The organism is Micromonospora sp. AB353 (assembly GCF_049538395.1).
Taxonomy (GTDB): domain Bacteria; phylum Actinomycetota; class Actinomycetes; order Mycobacteriales; family Micromonosporaceae; genus Micromonospora; species Micromonospora aurantiaca.
Window position 1 is genome coordinate 1 of sequence record NZ_JBMVFV010000102.1, and the last position, 18,834, is coordinate 18,834.

General features: G+C 75.7%; 3 protein-coding genes. All 3 read right to left on the reverse strand.

The window, feature by feature from the left end; translation table 11 throughout:
- Positions 1–16,847: SDR family NAD(P)-dependent oxidoreductase (locus ACPCK6_RS26760; RefSeq protein ID WP_423482556.1), on the reverse strand; the 16,847-nt coding region annotated here is incomplete at its 3' end.
- 325 nt (positions 16,848–17,172) lie between these two features.
- On the reverse strand, positions 17,173–18,021 hold the full coding sequence (locus tag ACPCK6_RS26765) for a metallophosphoesterase family protein (protein ID WP_423482557.1): 849 nt from the start codon (positions 18,019–18,021) through the stop codon (positions 17,173–17,175).
- Between the two features lie 245 nt (positions 18,022–18,266).
- Positions 18,267–18,834, reverse strand: a 568-nt coding sequence (locus ACPCK6_RS26770; protein ID WP_423482558.1) for a phosphopantetheine-binding protein, incomplete at its 5' end; no start/stop codon positions are given.

Here is an 18,834-nt window from a genome sequence, read left to right on the forward strand (position 1 = left end):
CCGAACACCTGATCCCGGTCCGTCACATCACAGGCAACCACCCGCACGGCGGCACCCAGCGCGGACAACCGCTCCGACAACTCGCCCGCACCCGCAGCCTCCGGGCCACGCCGCGACACCAGCACGAGAGACCGCACGCCGTGCACCGACACCAGGTGCTCCGCGACCAACGCCCCGAGCGCACCCGTACCACCGGTGACCAGCACCGCACCGTCACCCACGACCGGCGTCTCCACCGACGCCGGGGCGACCGCACGCACCAGACGCGGCACGAACACCTCACCCGCACGCACCGCGACCTGACCACCGGCCGGGTCCGCGGCGAAGCGGGCCAGGACGCCCAGCGTGCCGGGGTTGATCGCGTCGTCGACGTCGGCCAGGACGATGCGACCGGGGTGCTCCGACTGCGCCGACCGCAGCAGGCCCCACACGGCCGCTGCGGCCAGGTCGCTGACCCGGTCCCCGTCGCGGACAGCCAGCGCGCCCCGGGTCACCACCACGAGCTTCGAGTCGGCCAGCGCGTCGACGGCCAGCCACTCCTGCACCAGGCCCAGCACGTCGGCGGTGACCGTGCGTACGGCCTCCGCCGGGTCGTCGTCGGCGGCGGGCGACGCGGCCGGCGTGAAGAGCAGCAGGCGCGGCGGGGCGATGCCGGCGTCGATGGCGGCGCGCAGCTGCCGGATCGTCTCGGCGGAGGGGCCACCGGGGACGCCCGGCAGGGCCGGCCCGCCCAGCACCGCCCAGCCCGACGCGTCGTCGACCGGGTCGGCCTCCTCGGCCTGCCAGGCCACCTCGAACAGGGAGCGCGACGCCGCGTTCGGGGCGGCCACCCCGGTCAGCTCCCGCAGGACGAGGGAGTCCACCGACACCACCGGCGCGCCCGCCTCGTCGCGGGCGGTCAGCCGCACCGCGGAGCCGTCGCGGGTCAACCGCACCCGCAGCAGCGTCGCGCCGGAGGCGTGCACCTGTACGCCCTCGAAGGCGAAGGGCACGCGCGGCCCGCCCGTCTCCTCGGCGCCGGGCAGCAGCCCGATCGGGTGCAGGGCGGCGTCCAGCAGCGCCGGGTGCACGCCGAAGCGAGCCGCCTCCGCCGCGTCGTCCGGCAGGACCACCTCGGCGAAGACGTCGTCCTCGCCGGTCCACACCCGGCGCAGCCCCTGGAACGCCGGCCCGTACGACAGGCCGTGTTCGAGCAGTGCCGGGTACCAGCCGGTCAGGTCCACCTCGGTGGCGCCGGCGGGCGGCCAGGCGGTGGGCTGCGGTTCGTCGGCCGTGGCCGGTTCCAGCACGCCCTCCGCGTGCCGGGTCCAGCCCGCCTCGGGGTCGTCGTCGGGGCGGGAGTAGACGGCGACGGGACGCTGCGGCGAATCCGATGCGGACACCCGCACCTGGATCCGTATGGCGCCGGACTCGGGGAGCACCAGCGGCACGAGCACCGTCAGGTCCCGCAGCCGCGGCAGGTCCGCCTCGTCGCCGGCGCGGACGGCAAGCTCCACGAGGGCCGTGCCCGGGACCAGCGGCACGCCGGAGACGACGTGGTCGGCCAGCCAGGGGTGGGTGGTCGGGGAGATCCGGCCGGTCAGCACGATCTCGTCGTCGCCGGCCAGGTCCACGGCCGCGCCGAGCAGACCGTGCTCGGCCACGCCGAGGCCGGCGCCGCTGACGTCGCCGGCGCGCAGCCGGCCCACGGCCGGCCAGAAGCGCTGCCGCTGGAACGGGTACGTCGGCAGGTCGACCGGGCGGGTTCCGGCCGGCAGGAGGGCGGTCCAGGTGACCGGAGTGCCGTGCGCGTACAGCTCCGCAAGCGTGTGGACCAGCGACGCTGGCTCGGGTCGGCCGGGGCGCAGGGTCGCCACGACCGCCGCCGCGTCGTCGTCCGGCAGGCAGGCGGACACCATGCTGGCGAGCACCGCGTCGGGGCCCAGTTCGAGGAAGGTACGGACGTTGCGCTCGCGCAGGCTCGCGACCCCGTCGGCGAAGCGGACGGTCTCGCGTACGTGGCGGACCCAGTAGTCGGGGGTGCCGATCTCGTCGGGGTCGGCGACCTGCCCGGTCAGGTTCGACACGATCGGCAGGACGGGCCAGTGGAACGTCAGCCCGTCGAGCGTCTGCCGGAACTCGGCCAGCATCGGCTCCATGAGCGGGCTGTGGAATGCGTGGCTGACGGTGAGCCGGCGCGTACGCACACCCCGGTCCGTCCAGGCCCGCTGCACCTCGTCGAGGGCCTCGGCGGCGCCGGAGACCACCACGGCGGTGGGGCCGTTGACGGCGGCGACGCCGACCCGGTCGGCGAACGGGACGATCGACTCGGCCACCGCGGCCTCGTCGGCGGCCACGGCGAGCATGCCGCCACCGGCCGGCAACGCCTGCATCAGCCGACCCCGCGCCGCGACCAGCGCGCACGCGTCGGCCAGGGAGAGCACGCCCGCCACGTGCGCCGCCGCGATCTCACCGATGGAGTGCCCGGCCACCAGGTCCGGCACCACACCCAACGACTCCACCAGCCGGAACAGCGCCACCTCGACCGCGAACAACCCCGCCTGCGTGAACACCGTCTGATCCAGCAACCCCGCCCCGGCGGAACCCTCCGACGCGAACAGCACCTCCTTGAGCGGACGCGGCAACAACGGATCCAGGTGACCACACACCTCGTCCAGCGCGGCGGCGAACACCGGGAACGCCCCGTACAACCCACGACCCATACCGGCGCGCTGCGCGCCCTGGCCGGAGAAGAGGACGGCGGTGCGGCCGCTGCGGGCGATCCCCCGCACGACGGCGGCCGAAGGCTCGTCGTCGGCCAGCGCACCGAGGGCGGCGAGCAGCCCGGCGCGGTCGGCGGGCAGCAGCACGGCGCGGTGCTCGAAGGCGCTGCGGGCGGTGGCGAGGGCCCGGCCCACGTCGGCGATGGTCAGGTCCGGCTCGCCGTCGACGAGGGTCCGCAGCCGGCGCGCCTGCTCGTGCAGGGCGGCCTCGTCGCGGGCCGACAGGACGCAGGCGACGAGGTCACCCGGGACGCCCGTGGCGGGGGCGGCCTGCGCCGGGGCGGGCTCGGGGGCCTGCTCGACGATGGTGTGCGCGTTGGTGCCGCTGATGCCGAACGACGACACCGCCGCGCGGCGGGGCCGGTCGACGGCGGGCCAGGGCCGGGCCTCGGTGAGCAGCGCGACCGACCCGGCCGTCCAGTCGATGTGCGGGGACGGCTTCTCGGCGTGCAGGGTCGGCGGCAGTACGCCGTGCCGCATCGCCAGCACCATCTTGATCACGCCGGCGACGCCGGCCGCCGCCTGGGCGTGGCCGATGTTCGACTTGACCGACCCCAGCCACAGCGGACGGTCCTGCGGTCGGCCCTGCCCGTACGTGGCCAGCAGCGCCTGCGCCTCGATCGGGTCGCCGAGGGCGGTGCCGGTGCCGTGCGCCTCGACGGCGTCCACATCGGTGGTGGCGAGCCGGGCGTTGGCGAGCGCCTGCCGGATCACCCGCTGCTGGGCGGGGCCGTTCGGCGCGGTCAGACCGCTGCTGGCGCCGTCCTGGTTGACGGCGCTCCCGCGCACGACGGCGAGCACGCGGTGACCGTTGCGCTGCGCGTCGGAGAGACGCTCCAGCAGGAGCATGCCGACGCCCTCGGCGAAACCGGTGCCGTCGGCGCCGGCGCCGAACGCCTTGCACCGCCCGTCGGGCGACAGGCCGCGCTGCCGGGAGAACTCGGTGAGCATGCCGGGGGTGGACATGACGCTCACCCCGCCGGCGAGGGCGAGGCGGCACTCGTCCTGCCGCAGCGCCTGGGTGGCCAGGTGCAGCGCCACCAGCGACGACGAGCAGGCGGTGTCGACGGTGACGGCAGGGCCCTCCAGGCCGAACAGGTACGAGATGCGGCCGGAGGCGACGCTGCCGGCGCTGCCGTTGCCGACGTGGCCGTCCAGCTCGTCGGTGCCGCCGGCGGCCTGGGAGGCGTAGTCGTGGTAGATCAGGCCGACGTAGACGCCGGTGCTGCTGCCCCGCGCCGAGTGGGGGTCGATCCCGGCCCGCTCGAAGGCCTCCCAGGAGGTCTCCAGCAGCAGCCGCTGTTGTGGGTCCATCGCCAGGGCCTCGCGGGGCGAGATCCCGAAGAAAGCGGCGTCGAACTGGGCGGCGTCGTGGAGGAAGCCACCCTGCCGTGGTACGGCGCCCGGGTCCTCGCCGTCGGCGCGCAGGTCGTCGAGGTTCCAGCCCCGGTCCGTGGGGAAGGGCGAGATGACATCGGTGCCGGCGGTGACCACGTCCCAGAGCTGCTCGGGGGTCTGCACGTCGCCGGGGAACCGGCAGGCCATGCCGATGATGGCGATCGGTTCGTCGAGGGCGGCGGCGGTGCCGACCGCCACAGGCCGGTCCACGACTGCCGCACCGCCGAGTTCCCGGTCCAGGAACTCGGCGAGCACCACCGGGGTCGGGTAGTCGAACGCCACGGTGGCGGGCAGCCGCAGGCCGGTAGCGGCGGAGAGCCGGTTGCGCAGCTCCACCGAGGTGAGCGAGTCGAAGCCCAGCTCCTTGAAGGCGCGCTGGGCGTCGACGGTCTCCGCCGAGCGGTGCCCGAGCACTGCCGCCACGCCGGCGGCCACCAGGTCGAGCAGGTGGGAGCGCCGCTCCGCCGGGCCGAGCGTCGCCAGCCGGTCGCGTACGGAGGCGGTGTCCGCGAGGCCGCGACCCACCGCGCGCCGGGCCGGGCCTCCCGCACGGACCACGTCCCGCAGCAGGCTGGGCACGTTCTGGCCGGTCGCCCGCGACGCCGGCGGCAGGTTCATGAGGACGAGGTGCGCCGCGCCGCGTTGTCGCGCCAGCTCGTACAGCGCCACGCCCTGCCGGTCGGTCAACGGGGCGCTGGTGGCGCGGATCGCCTTGCGGTGCTCGTTGCCGCCCAGGTGGGCGGTCATGGCGCTGCTGGTCGCCCACAGCCCCCAGGCGAGGCTGGTGGCGGGCAGCCCCTGCTCACGCCGGTGCCGGGCGAGGGCGTCGAGGAACGCGTTCGCGGCCGCGTAGTTGCCCTGCCCCGGCGAGCCGAGGGTGGCCGCCACCGACGAGAACAGCACGAACGCCGACAGGTCCAGGTGCCGCGTGGCCTCGTGCAACGCCCACCCGGCGTCCACCTTCGGCGCCAGCACCGTACGCAGGGCGGAATCGTCCAGCGAACCGATGGTCGCGTCGGCGATCACCCCGGCGGTGTGCACCACGGCGGTCAGCGGGTGCGCCGGGTCCACCAGCTCCAGCAGCCGGGTCACCTGCACGGGGTCGGTCACGTCGGCGGTGCCGGCAGTGACCCGGGCGCCCGCGCGGGTCAGTTCGTCGACCAGCTCCCGGTAGTGCTCGGGGCCACGGCGGGAGGCCAGCAGCAGGTGCCGGGCCTGGCCGGTGGCGACGAGGTGCCGGGCGAACACGCCGGCGAGGGCGCCGCCGGCGCCGGTGACGAGCACGGTGCCGTCCGGGTCGGCGGGGGCGGGCACCCGCAGGACGACCTTGCCGATGTGCCGGGCCTGGCTGATGTGGCGCAGCGCCTGCCGGGCCTGGCGCACGTCCCACGCCCGTAGCGGCAGCAGGCGCAGCGCGCCGCGTGCGAACAGGTCGAGCAGCTCGGTGAGCATCTCCCCGATGCGCCGGTGCCCGGCCTCGTTGAGGTCGAACGCGCGGTAGGTGACGCCCGGGTGGTCGGCGGCGACGGCTTCGGCGTCGCGTACGTCGGCCTTGCCCATCTCCACGAACCGGCCACCGCGCGGCAGCAGCCGCAGCGACGCGTCCACGAAATCGCCGGCGAGGGCGTCGAGCACCACGTCGACGCCGGCACCGCCGGTGGCCGCGCCGAAGGTCTGCTCGAACTCGGTGGTCCGCGACGACGCGATCCGCTCGTCGGCCACCCCGAGTTCCCGCAGCACGCCCCACTTGCCGGGGCTGGCGGTGGCGTGGACCGTCGCGCCCCAGTGCCGGGCGAGCTGGATGGCGGCCATGCCGACGCCACCGGCGCCGTTGTGGATCAGCACCGACTCGCCGGACCGCAGCCCGGCGAGGTCCCGCAGCGCGTAGTACGCGGTCAGGAACACCACCGGCACGGAGGCGGCCTGCGCGAACGACCAGCCGGCGGGGATCTTCGCCACGAGGTCGCGGGTGGCGATCACCTCGGGGGCGAAGGCCGGCTCGAACATGCCGAGCACGCGGTCGCCGGGGGCCAGGTCGGTCACGCCGGGGCCGACCTCGACCACGACGCCCGCGCCCTCGCTGCCCATCACGGCCGCCGGATCCGGGTACATGCCCAGGCCGATCAGCACGTCGCGGAAGTTCACGCCGGCCGCGCGCACCGCGATGCGCACCTGGCCCGCGTCCAGGGCGGCGGAGGTGGCGGGCACCATGCCGACCCCGTCGAGGGTGCCGGGGCTGACCGCCCCGACCCGCCACAGTCCGTCCGGCGGGACGAGTTCGTCGGCGGCCTGGCCGGCGGGCCGGCCCAGGCGGGGCGTGCGCACCTCGTTGCCGCGTACGGCCACCTGACCGCCGGTCGGCGACGGGTCCTGGGCCACGGTGGCCAGCACGGCGAGGGTGGCCGGGGTGAGGTCCCCGTCGACGTCGGCGAGGACGATCCGCCCCGGGTGCTCGGACTGGGCCGAGCGCAGCAGGCCCCAGACCGCCGCGCCGGGCAGGTCCCGCACCGCGTCCGCCGGGGTGGCGGCCACCGCCGCGCGGGTCAGCACGACGAGCGTGGTGTCGGCCAGCTCCTCACTGTCCAGCCAGGAGTGCAGCACGGCCAGGACGCGGGCGGTGGCCGTACGGACGAGGTCAGGCAGGTCGCCTTCCAGGGTGCCGGCGGGCACGGGGACCACGAGCGCGCGGGGCGCCTCGACCGTACCGGCCGAGACCGCCGCGGTCAGCTCGCCGACGGTCGGGAACACCGGCGTGACGAGGTCCGCCGGGGCGGGTCCGTCGCCGAGCAGTACCCAGCCGGAGACGTCCCGCGCCGGGGTGACCGTCTCGGCCTGCCACGTCACCTCGAACATCGACCGCTCCGCGGCCTCCGCGCCGGTGGCGTCGGTCATCTCCCGCAGGGCGAGCGACTCGACTGACACCACGGGCACGCCGGACTCGTCCCCGGCCACCAGCCGCACGCGCGAGCCCGCCCGGGTCAGCCGCACCCGCAGCGTCCGGGCACCGGAGGCGTGCACCTGTACGCCCTCGAACGCGAACGGCACGCGCGGTCCGCCGGAGCGCTCGGCCAGCAGCAGCCCGACGGGGTGCAGGGAGGCGTCCAGCAGCGCCGGGTGCACGGCGAAGCCGTCGGCGTCGCCGGCCGCCTCGTCCGGCAGGGTCACCTCGGCGTACACCTCGTCGCCGGCGGTCCACAGCCGCCGCAGGCCCCGGAACGCCGGTCCGTAGGCCAGGCCGCGCTCCGCGAGCGCCGGGTACCAGCCGGCGAGGTCCACCTCGGTGCCTCCGGCCGGCGGCCAGGAGCCCAACGCCGGCTCGTCGGTGGCCTGCTCCAGCAGACCGTCGGCGTGCCGCGTCCAGGGGTTCTCGGGGTCGCCGTCGGGCTGCGAGTGCACCGCCACGCTCCGGGTTCCGGAGCCGTCGGCCGCGCCGACGCGCACCTGCACGCGGATCGCGCCCGGGTTCGGCAGCACCAGCGGCGCGGCGACGGTCAGTTCCCGCACCCGGGAGGCGCCGACCTCGTCGCCGGCGCGCACCGCGAGCTCGACGAGGGCCGTGCCCGGCAGCACCACGGCGCCGCCGACCACGTGGTCGGCGAGCCACGGGTGCGTGGACGCCGACAGCCGGCCGGTCAGCACGACCTCGTCGTCGCCGGCGAGGCGCACCGCCGCGCCGAGCAGCCCGTGCCCGGCCGCGCCCAGCCCCGCGCCCGACACGTCGCCGGTGGCGGAGCGGTCGAGCACCGGCCAGAACCGGTCCCGCTGGAAGGCGTACGTGGGCAGGTCGACAGGGGTGGCGCCGGAGCCGGCGAAGACGCGCGACCAGTCGACGGGCACGCCGGCGACGTGCAGCTCGCCGAGGTTGGCCAGTAGCTGACGCGGCCCGTACACGTCGCGGCGCAGCGAGCCCACCACCACGCCGCGGTCGGCCTTCCGGTCGAGCGCGTCCTGTACGGCGATCTTGAGTACGGGGTGCGGGCTGACCTCGACGAACGTCCGGAAGCCCTGCTCGATCAGCTGGTCCACGACCGGCGCGAGCCGGACCGGCTCCCGCAGGTTGCGGTACCAGTAGTCGGCGTCGAGCCCGGCGGTGTCGATCAGCTCGCCGGTGACTGTGGAGTGGAAGGGCACGGTGCTGGAGCGGGGGTCCACAGTGCCGAACCGGGCGATCACCTCGTCGCGGATCGGGTCGACGTGGCCGCTGTGCGCCGCGAAGTCGACGGCGATCTGCCGGGCGCGGACGTCGCGCTCGGCACAGTGCGCGAGCAGTTCGGCGACCGACGCCGAGTCGCCGGCGACCACTGTCACGGCGGCGCCGTTGAGGGCGGCGACGGAGAGGCTGCCCCGCCACGGCGCGATGAGCCGCTCGGTGTCGGCGGCCGGGAGCGGCACGGAGACCATGCTGCCGCGACCCGCGATCGACCGCAGGCCGTGGCTGCGCGCCACGACGAGCCGCGCGGCTTCGGCGAGGGTCAACGCGCCCGCGACGCAGGCCGCGGCGAGTTCCCCCTGCGAATGCCCGATGACGGCGGCCGGTTCGACGCCACACGCGCGCCAGAGCTGCGCGAGGGACACCATGACGGAGAAGAGCGCGGGCTGGACCACGTCCACCCGGTCCAGGGGCGGCGCGCCGGGCGCCTGCCGCAGCACGTCCCCCAGGTTCCAGTCGACCAGCCGGGACAGCTCCTCGGCGCACTCGTCCATCCGCTGCCGGAAGACCGGCGAGGTCTCCATCAGGTCCAGCGCCATCGAAGTCCACTGGGAGCCCTGGCCGGGGAAGACGAAGACGACCTTCGACGCGGCGTCCACGCCCGCCGGGGAGGTGTCGCCGTCGGCGAGGGCGGCCAGCCGGGCGAGCGCGTCGTCCCGGCCGGTGGCCACGACGACCGCGCGGTACGGGTGGTGCGCCCGCTGGGTGGCCAGGGAAAAGCCGAGGTCCCGCGGGTCGAGGTCGGCGTCGCCGGCGAGCCGTTCGCCGAGGCGGGCAGCCTGCGCCCGGAGCGCGCGGGGGCTTCTGCCGGAGACCGGCAGGGGTACGGCGGCGGGCCCGACAAGGCCGGGAACGTGCCCCGCCGGCACGGGCGTCGGGGCCGGCTCGCCGGGCGCCTGCTCGATGACGGTGTGCGCGTTGGTGCCACTGATGCCGAACGACGACACGGCGGCCCGGCGGGGCCGGTCGACGGCGGGCCACGGGCGGGCCTCGGTAAGCAGGGCGACGGCTCCGGCACTCCAGTCGACGTGGGGCGAGGGCTCGTCCACGTGCAGGGTCGGCGGCAGCACGCCGTGCCGCATCGCCAGCACCATCTTGATCACGCCGGCCACCCCGGCGGCCGCCTGGGAGTGGCCGATGTTCGACTTGATCGAGCCGAGCCAGAGCGGCTCGCCGGCGGCACGGTCCTGACCGTAGGTGGCCAGCACGGCCTGCGCCTCGATCGGGTCGCCGAGGACGGTGCCGGTGCCGTGCGCCTCGACCGCGTCCACGTCGGCCGGGGCGAGCCGCGCGTTCTCCAGGGCCTGGCGGATGACCCGCTGCTGCGACGGGCCGTTCGGCGCGGTCAGCCCGTTGGACGCGCCGTCCTGGTTCACGGCGGAGCCGCGTAGCACGGCGAGCACCCGGTGCCCGTTGCGCCGGGCGTCGGAGAGGCGCTCCACGAGCAGCATGCCGACGCCCTCGGACCAGCCGGTGCCGTCCGCGCCGGCGGCGAACGCCTTGCACCGCCCGTCCGGGGCGAGGCCGCCCTGCCGGGAGAACTCGGAGAACATGCCGGGCTGCGCCATCAACGCCACCCCGCCGGCCAGGGCCATGTCGCACTCGCCGCCGCGCAGCGCCTGGGCGGCGAGGTGCAGCGCCACCAGCGACGAGGAGCAGGCGGTGTCGACGGTGACCGCCGGGCCTTCGAGGCCGAACATGTAGGCGACCCGCCCGGAGGCGACGCTGCCCGCCGTGCCGGTCAGCAGGTGCCCCTCGAGGCCGTCCAGGTCGTCGCGTCCGCTGGTGGCGTAGCCGGATGAGGCGGCGCCGACGAAGACACCGGTGGCGGTGCCGCTGAGGGCGGCGGGGTCGATGCGGGCGTACTCGAAGCTCTCCCAGGCGGTCTCCAGCAGCAGCCGCTGCTGCGGGTCCATGGCGAGGGCCTCACGGGGGCTGATGTTGAAGAAGCCGGCGTCGAAGTCGGCCGCGTCGTAGAGGAAGCCGCCCTGGTGGGTGACGGTGCCGCCGGCCTGGTCGCCGTCCGTGCCGTACAGCCGGTCGAGGTCCCAGCCGCGGTCCGCCGGGAACTCGCCGATGGCGTCGGCCCCGGAGGTGACGAGCTGCCACAGCTCCTCGGGGGTGGCGACGCCGCCGGGGTAGCGGCAGGCCATGCCGATGATGGCGATCGGCTCGTCGGCGTCGGCGGTGACGACCGTACGGACGGTGGCGCCGGCTCCCGTGGCCGGGCCGAGCTGCGCGAACAGGTGCTCGGCCAGCCGGGCCGGGGTGGGATGGTCGAAGGCCAGCGTGGCGGTCAGCCGCAGCCCGGTGGCCGCACCGAGGCGGTTGCGCAGTTCCACCGAGGTCAGCGAGTCGAAGCCCAGATCCTTGAAGGCGCGGGCGGCGGGGACCGCCTGTGCCGAGGCGTGCCCCAGCACCGTGGCGGCCTGGCCGCAGACAAGGTCGACGAGCGCCTGGCGGGCGTCCGCCTCGGACAGGCCGTCGAGCCGCTCCCGCCACGACGCCCCGGCCCTCGGCCGATCGGTGGCGGTGCGGCGCCGGCCGCCGCCGCGCAGCAGGTGCCGCATCAGCGGCGGTACGCCGCTCGCCTCGCCGGTGACGTGGAGGCGGGCCGCGACGAGCACCGGCCGGGCCGCCGGCAGGGCGGCGTCGAAGAGTTCGGCGCCCTCGGCCGGGGAGAGCCGGCTCATCCCGACGCGCCGCAGCCGCTGCCGGTCGTCGCCGTCGAGGTGGGCGGTCATCGTGCTGTCGGTGTCCCACATGCCCCAGGCGAGGCTGGTGGCGGGCAGCCCTTGCTGCCGGCGGTGCTGCGCGAGGGCGTCGAGGAACGCGTTCGCGGCCGCGTAGTTGCCCTGCCCCGGCGAGCCGAGGGTGGCCGCCACCGACGAGAACAGCACGAACGCCGACAGGTCCAGGTGCCGCGTGGCCTCGTGCAACGCCCACCCGGCGTCCACCTTCGGCGCCAGCACCGCACGCAGGGCGGAATCGTCCAGCGAACCGATCGTCGCGTCGGCGATCACCCCGGCGGTGTGCACCACCGCCGTCAGCGGGTACGCCGGGTCGATCCCGGCGATCAGCTCGGTGACCTGCGCGGGGTCGCTGACGTCGACGGCCGCGGCGGTGACGTCGGCGCCCGCGTCGGTCAGTTCCCGGACCAGGGTGGCGTACGCGCAGTCCCGGCCGGGTGCGCGGCGGGAGGCCAGCAGCAGGCGGCGGGCCTGGCCGGTGGCGACGAGGTGCCGCGCGAGCACGCCGGCCAGGGTTCCGGCCGCGCCGGTGAGCAGCACGGTGCCGTCGGGGTCGGCGGGCGCGGGGATGCGCAGCACCACCTTGCCGACGTGGCGGGCCTGGCTGACGTGCCGCAGCGCCTGCCGGGCCTGACGCACGTCCCATACCCGTACGGGCAGCGGACGCAGCGCGCCCCGCGCGAAGAGGTCGAGGATCTCGGTGAGCATCTCGCCGATGCGGGTGCTGCCCGCCTCGTTCAGGTCGAACGCGCGGTAGGTGACGCCCGGGTGGTCGGCGGCGACGGTTTCGGCGTCGCGTACGTCGGCCTTGCCCATCTCCACGAACCGGCCACCGCGCGGCAGCAGCCGCAGCGACGCGTCCACGAACTCACCGGCCAACGCGTCGAGCACCACGTCCACCCCGGCACCGCCGGTGGCCGCGCCGAAGACCTGCTCGAACTCGGTGGTCCGCGACGACGCGATCCGCTCCCCGGCAACCCCCAGGCCCCGCAGCACACCCCACTTGCCGGGGCTCGCCGTCGCGTGGACGGTGGCGCCGAGGTGGTGGGCGAGCTGGATGGCGGCCATCCCGACGCCACCGGCGCCGTTGTGGATCAGCACCGACTCGCCGGACCGCAGCCCGGCGAGATCCCGCAGCGCGTAGTACGCCGTCAGGAAGACCAGGGGGACGGACGCCGCCTGGGTGAAGGACCAGCCGGCGGGCATCTTGGCGATGCGCCGGCGATGGGCGACGGCCTGCGGGCTGAAACCGAGTTCGAACATGCCCATCACCCGGTCGCCGGGCGCCAGGTCGGTCACGCCGGGGCCGACCTCGACCACGACGCCCGCGCCCTCGCTGCCCATCACGGCCGCCGGATCCGGGTACATGCCCAGGCCGATCAGCACGTCGCGGAAGTTCACGCCGGCCGCGCGCACGGCGACGCGCACCTGGCCCTCGCCCAGCTCCGCGGGCGTGGCCGGCACCGGCGCGATCCCGTCCAGGGTGCCGCCGGTGACGGGGGCGAGGTGCCACGGGCCGGGCGGCGGGGTCAGTTCGTCGCCCACCGGCCGCGCCAGCCTCGGCAGGAGGGTGCGCTCGCCGCGCACCGCGAGCTGGCCGCCGGAGACCGACGGATCGACGGCGGCCCCGGCCAGCACGGCGAGGGTCGCGGGGGTCAGTTCGCCCTCGACGTCGGCGAGGACGATCCGCCCCGGGTGCTCCGACTGCGCCGAGCGCAGCAGGCCCCAGACGGCGGCGGCAGCGAGGTCGGTGACCTGGTCGTCGTCCCCGCTGGCCACCGCGCCCCGGGTCACCACCACGAGCTTCGTGTCGGCCAGCGGCTCGGCGGCGAGCCAGGACCGCAGCACGTCCAGCACACCGCTGGTGACCGCCCGCACGGCCTCCGGCACGGCGACGCCGGGAACGGCGGCGGGCACCGTCAGCAGCACCTGCCGGGCCGTGGCCCCGTCCGCCGCCAGGGTCGCCACATCCGCGAAGACCGGCACCTCCGGCAGCGTGTCCGGTGCCGGCCGGCCCAGCACCGCCCACCCCGGAAGGTCGTCGACGCTCTCGATCTGCTCGGCCTGCCAGGTCACCTCGTACAGCGACCGGGCGGCACCGCCCCGGGTCGCCGTCGCGGTCATCTCCCGCAGCACCAGCGAGTCCACCGACACCACCGGCGCGCCCGAGCCGTCGCAGGCGACCAGCCGCACCCCGGAGCCGTCCCGGGTCAGCCGCACCCGCAGCGTCCGGGCGCCCGAGGCGTGCACCTGCACGCCCTCGAACGCGAACGGCACGCGTGGCCCGCCCGTGGCCTCGGCCTCGAGCAGCAGCGCCACCGGGTGCAGCGCGGCGTCCAGCAGCGCCGGGTGCACCCCGAACGCGCCCGCCTCGCCGGCCGCTCCGTCCGGCAGCGTCACCTCGGCGTACGCCCCACCGTCGGCCGTCCAGGCCCGCCGTACGCCCTGGAACACCGGCCCGTACGACAGGCCGTGCTCGGCCAGCGCCGGATACCAGCCGGTCAGGTCCACCTCGGTCGCGCCCGCCGGTGGCCACTCGCCGAGCCCCGGCTCGTCGGCCGACACCGGTTCGAGCAGGCCGTCGGCGTGCCGCACCCAGTCGGTGTCGTCATCCTCCTCGGGCTGGGAGTACACGGACACCGTCCGCCCGGCGGCGTCGTCGGCAGCGCCGACGCGCACCTGCACGCGTACCGCCCCGGACTCGGGCAGCACCAGCGGCGCCGCCACGGTCAGCTCCCGTACCCGCGACGCGCCCACCTCGTCGCCGGCGCGGACCGCCAGCTCCACCAGGGCGGTGCCCGGCACCACCACGTTGCCGCCGACCACGTGGTCGGCCAGCCACGGGTGCGTCGACGTCGACAGCCGGCCGGTCAGCACCACCTCGTCGTCGCCGGCGAGCCGCACCGCCGCGCCGAGCAGCGGGTGCCCCGCGACGCCGAGGCCCGCGCCGGACACGTCGCCGACCCGCCACGGCAGCACCTCGGGCCAGAACCGCTCCCGCTGGAAGGCGTACGTGGGCAGGCCGACCCGGGCGGCGCCGGTGTCGGCGAACCACTCCCGCCAGGACACCGGCAACCCGTGCACGTGCAGCTCGGCGAGGGCGTGCAGCAGCGCCTGCGCCTCGGGCCGGTCCCGGCGCTGGGCTGCGACGGCGAGCACGTCGTCGTCGGGCAGCACGTCGGTCGTCATCGCGGTCAGTACGCTCTGCGGGCCGACCTCCAGGAAGGTGTCGACCCCGGCGTCGCGCAGCGCGGCGAGCCCGTCGGCGTAGCGGACCGCCTCGCGGACGTGCCGTACCCAGTAGTCGGCGGTGCGGATCTCGTCGGCGTCGGCGAGCGCACCGGTCAGGTTCGACACGATCGGCAGCGTGGGGGCGGCGAGGTCCAGCCGCTCGACGATGCCACGGAAGCGCTCCAGCACCGGCTCCATCAGCGGGCTGTGGAACGCGTGACTGACGGCCAACCGTCGGGTACGCACACCCCGGTCGCGCCAGACGCGGTCCACCTCGTCGAGGGCGTCGACGGCGCCGGAGACCACGACGGAGGCCGGGCCGTTGACGGCCGCGATGCCGACCCGGTCGGTCAGCCCGGCGATCGACTCCGTCACGGCCGCCTCGTCGGCGGCCACGGCGAGCATGCCGCCGCCGTCGGGCAGCGACTGCATGAGCCGGCCCCGCGCCGCCACCAGCAGGCAGGCGTCCTGGAGGGACAGCACGCCGGCCACGTGCGCGGCGGCGATCTCACCGATCGAGTGCCCGCCCACGAAGTCCGGCACCACGCCGAACGACTCCACGAGGCGGAACAGCGCCACCTCGACGGCGAAGAGCCCGGCCTGGGTGAACGCGGTCTGGTCCAGCAGCTCCGCCTCGGCGGAGCCCTCCAGCGCGAACAGCACCTCCTTGAGCGGGCGCGGCAGCACACGGTCGAGATGCCCGCACGCCTCGTCGAGGGCGGCGGCGAAGACGGGGAACTCGGCGTACAGCTCGCGGCCCATGCCGGTGCGCTGCGCGCCCTGGCCGGAGAAGAGCACCGCCAGCGGACCCCGGTCCCCGGCCTGGCCGGCGACCACGGTGCCCGACGGCGCGCCCGCCGCCAGGGACTCCAGGCCCGCCAGCAGGTCCGCACGGTCCCCGGCGAGCACCACCGCACGCCGGTCGAGCGTCGCGCGGGACACCACCGACGACCAGGCCACATCGAGCGGGCGCGGCTCCTCGTCGTCGCTGAGCCGACGGGCCAGCCGGTCCGCCTGCGCGGCGAGCGCGGCCGGCTGCGCGGCAGAGAGCAGCATGGGCACGACGGCGGGACGGCGGGACGGGGTGGCGTGGTCGCCGGCCGGGTCGGGGGCCGGCGCCTGCTCCAGGATCAGGTGGGCGTTCGTGCCGCTCATGCCGAAGGACGACACGCCCGCCCTGCGGACGTGCTCGCCGCCGGCCCACGGGCGCGCCTCGTCGAGCAGGACCACGGCGCCGGTCGACCAGTCGACGTGCGGTGAGGGCCGGTCCACGTGCAGGGTGGGCGGCAGCACGCCGTGCCGCATCGCCATCACCATCTTGATGACGCCGCCGGCGCCGGCCGCGGCCTGCGGGTGGCCGATGTTCGACTTCAGCGAGCCCAGCCACAGCGGGCGGTCGGCGGTGCGGCCCTGCCCGTACGTGGCCAGCAGCGCCTGCGCCTCGATCGGGTCGCCGAGCCGGGTGCCCGTGCCGTGCGCCTCGACGGCGTCCACGTCGGACGGACTGAGCCGGGCGTTCTCCAGCGCCTGCCGGATCACCCGCTGCTGCGCGGGGCCGTTGGGGGCGGTCAGCCCGCTGCTCGCGCCGTCCTGGTTGACGGCGCTGCCCCGGATCACCGCCAGGACGGGGTGCCCGTTGCGCCGGGCGTCGGAGAGCTTCTCGACGAGCACCATGGCGACGCCCTCGGACCAGCCGGTCCCGTCGGCGTCGGCGGAGAACGCCTTGCACCGCCCGTCGGAGGCGAGCCCCCGCTGGCGGGAGAACTCGACGAAGGCGCCCGGCGTGGCCAGCACGGTGACGCCGCCGGCCACGGCGAGGGAGCACTCACCGTCGCGCAGGGCCTGGCCGGCGAGGTGCAGGGCGACCAGCGACGAGGAGCAGGCGGTGTCGATGGTGACGGCCGGCCCCTCCAGTCCGAAGGAGTAGGCCAGCCGGCCGGACATGACGCTCGCGGCGGTGCCGGTGAGGACGTAGCCCTCCGTGCCCTCGGGCAGTTGCCGCAGCACGGACGTGTAGTCCTGCCCCGCGGTGCCGACGAACACCCCGGTACGGCTGCCCCGCACCGACGCGGCGTCGATGCCGGCCCGCTCGAAGACCTCCCAGGTGACCTCGAGCAGGAGGCGCTGCTGCGGGTCCATGGCCAGCGCCTCGCGCGGCGAGATCCCGAACAGGGCCGGGTCGAACAGGCCGGCGTCGCGCAGGAAGCCACCCCGGTTGCTGTACGTGGTGCCGGGGTGGTCGGGGTCGGGGTCGTAGAGCCGGTCGAGGTCCCAGCCCCGGTCGTCGGGGAACGCGCCGGTGGCGTCCACCCCGCCGGCGACGACGTCCCAGAGGTCCTCCGGTGAGGCGACGCCACCGGGGAAGCGGCAGGCCATGCCGACGATCGCGATCGGCTCGGCGTCCTCGTCCTCCAGCTCGGTCAGGCGCCGACGCGCCAGGCGGAGCTCGGAGGTCACCCACTTCAGGTGTTCGAGGAGCTTGTCTTCGTCCGCCATGACCCACCCGCCCAGAGCTTGCTATCGATCGGAATCTGCCGATTCGTTGACCACACCACCGCCGGCGGGCCGGCTTCGTGCACAGGTGGGTGCAGACGCGGCCGTTCGGCTCACGAACCCCACACCTGTTCCTGATTCCGGTCGTCGTGCCTGCTCAGGCGCCCGCCACGCCGGACAGTCCCGCCGACACACGCCCGCCACCGTGACTGGACGGTACTGAGCGCCCAACACCCGCCCAACCCCTAGAGAACCCCTGATCGACCGGCCCGCGGGCGGCGGCACGGCAGGCTCCGGGAGCGGCGGTGACCAGCGCCACGAGGGCCATTCAGGCGGCCGACGGCAGGATGCGGCGCTGCCGGCCGGGGGGCGTCGACCGGCGGCGCCACTCCCGCGGGTAGCCGACCGAGACCTCTTCGAACCGGACCCCGTCGTACCAGGTGGTGCGCGGGATGTGCAGGTGACCGTAGACGGCGACGCGGGCGTCGAAGCGGACGTGCCAGTCGGACGTGGTCTCGGTGCCGCACCACTGGGCGAACTCCGGGTACCGCAGGATCCGGGTGGGCTCGCGCACGAGCGGGAAGTGGTTGACCAGGACGGTGGGCAGCCCGCCGCGCTCGGCGGTCAGCCGCCGCTCCGTCAGGGCCAGCCGCGCCCGGCACCAGGCGTCCCGCGTCGGGTACGGGTCCGGGTGCAGCAGGATCTCGTCGGTGCAGACCACGCCGACCTCGTGGGCCCGTGCCAGGGCCTGCTCCTTCGTGTACGTCCCCGGGGGCCGGAAGGTGTAGTCGTAGAGCAGGAACAGCGGCGCGATCAGGACCGGGTCGTCGCCCTGCGGATCCCAGACGGGGTACGGGTCCTCCGGGGTGATGACCCCGAGCCCCCGGCACAGTTGCACCAGGTGCTGGTAGCGCGCGTCTCCCCGCAGCTGGATCGGGTCCTCGCGGGGAGTCCACAGCTCGTGGTTGCCGGGGGCCCAGATGACCTTGGCGAAGCGGCGGCTGAGGAGTCCCAGCGCCCACTCGATGTCGCCGACGAACTCCCCGACGTCGCCGGCGACGACGAGCCAGTCGCCGTCGCGCTCCGGCCGCAGCCGCTCGACGATGGCCTTGTTCTCCGCGTGCACCACGTGCAGGTCGCTGATGGCGAGCAGTTGAGGCAAGCCGGATCCGGCCATGCGGACCTCCCGTCCATCCGGGGCACCGCACGCACCCACATCCGTACCGCTCGGCTGCCGGTGGGCAGGGCGAGACGGCCTGGCGTGCTCCGACCCTACGGAGCCGGGCCCGCGCCGGCACACCCCTAGACGGGATACGTGGACCCCTAGGCAGCCGCGCCTGCCCGACGGCGCCGGTCAGGCGTCCGGCGCCGTCGGATGTCCCTTTTCCCGGCCCGTCCCGCCCGGGGTCGGGCAGTGTCCGCTTAGGACTTGCCGAACTCCCGCTGGATGATGTCGAAGAGCTCGTCCCGGCTGGCCGACTCCAACTCCTCTCCGGCGGCCGACGCCGGTGCGGTGGCGGTGGGTCGGCCCCGCCACCGGGTCAGCAGGTCCTCCAGCCGACCGACGACCGCGTCGTCGACCTGGTCGCCCGGCAGCCCGCCGAGGAGCTTGTCGAGGCGTTCGATCTCGGCCACGATCGGCAACGCCGGCTGCTCGGGCACCAACTCGGCCCGCAGGTGACCGGCGAGCGCGTTCGGGGTGGGATGGTCGAAGACGAGGGTGGCGGGCAGTCCGATGCCCGTTGCGGCGGTCAGCCGGTTGCGCAGCTCGACTGCGGTGAGCGAGTCGAAGCCCAGTTCGAGGAAGCCGCGGGCGGGCCTGATCCCGCTCGGCGTGGCGTGTCCCAGCACCGCCGCGGCGGTGCCGCGGACCAGGTCGAGCAGGATGCGGTCGCGCTCCGACCCGGAGGCCGCGGCGAGCCGCTCGCGCAGCGCCGACGCCGCGCCGCGGTCCTCGCCCTTCGGCGCCTCCTCGGCCCGTGCGGGCTGC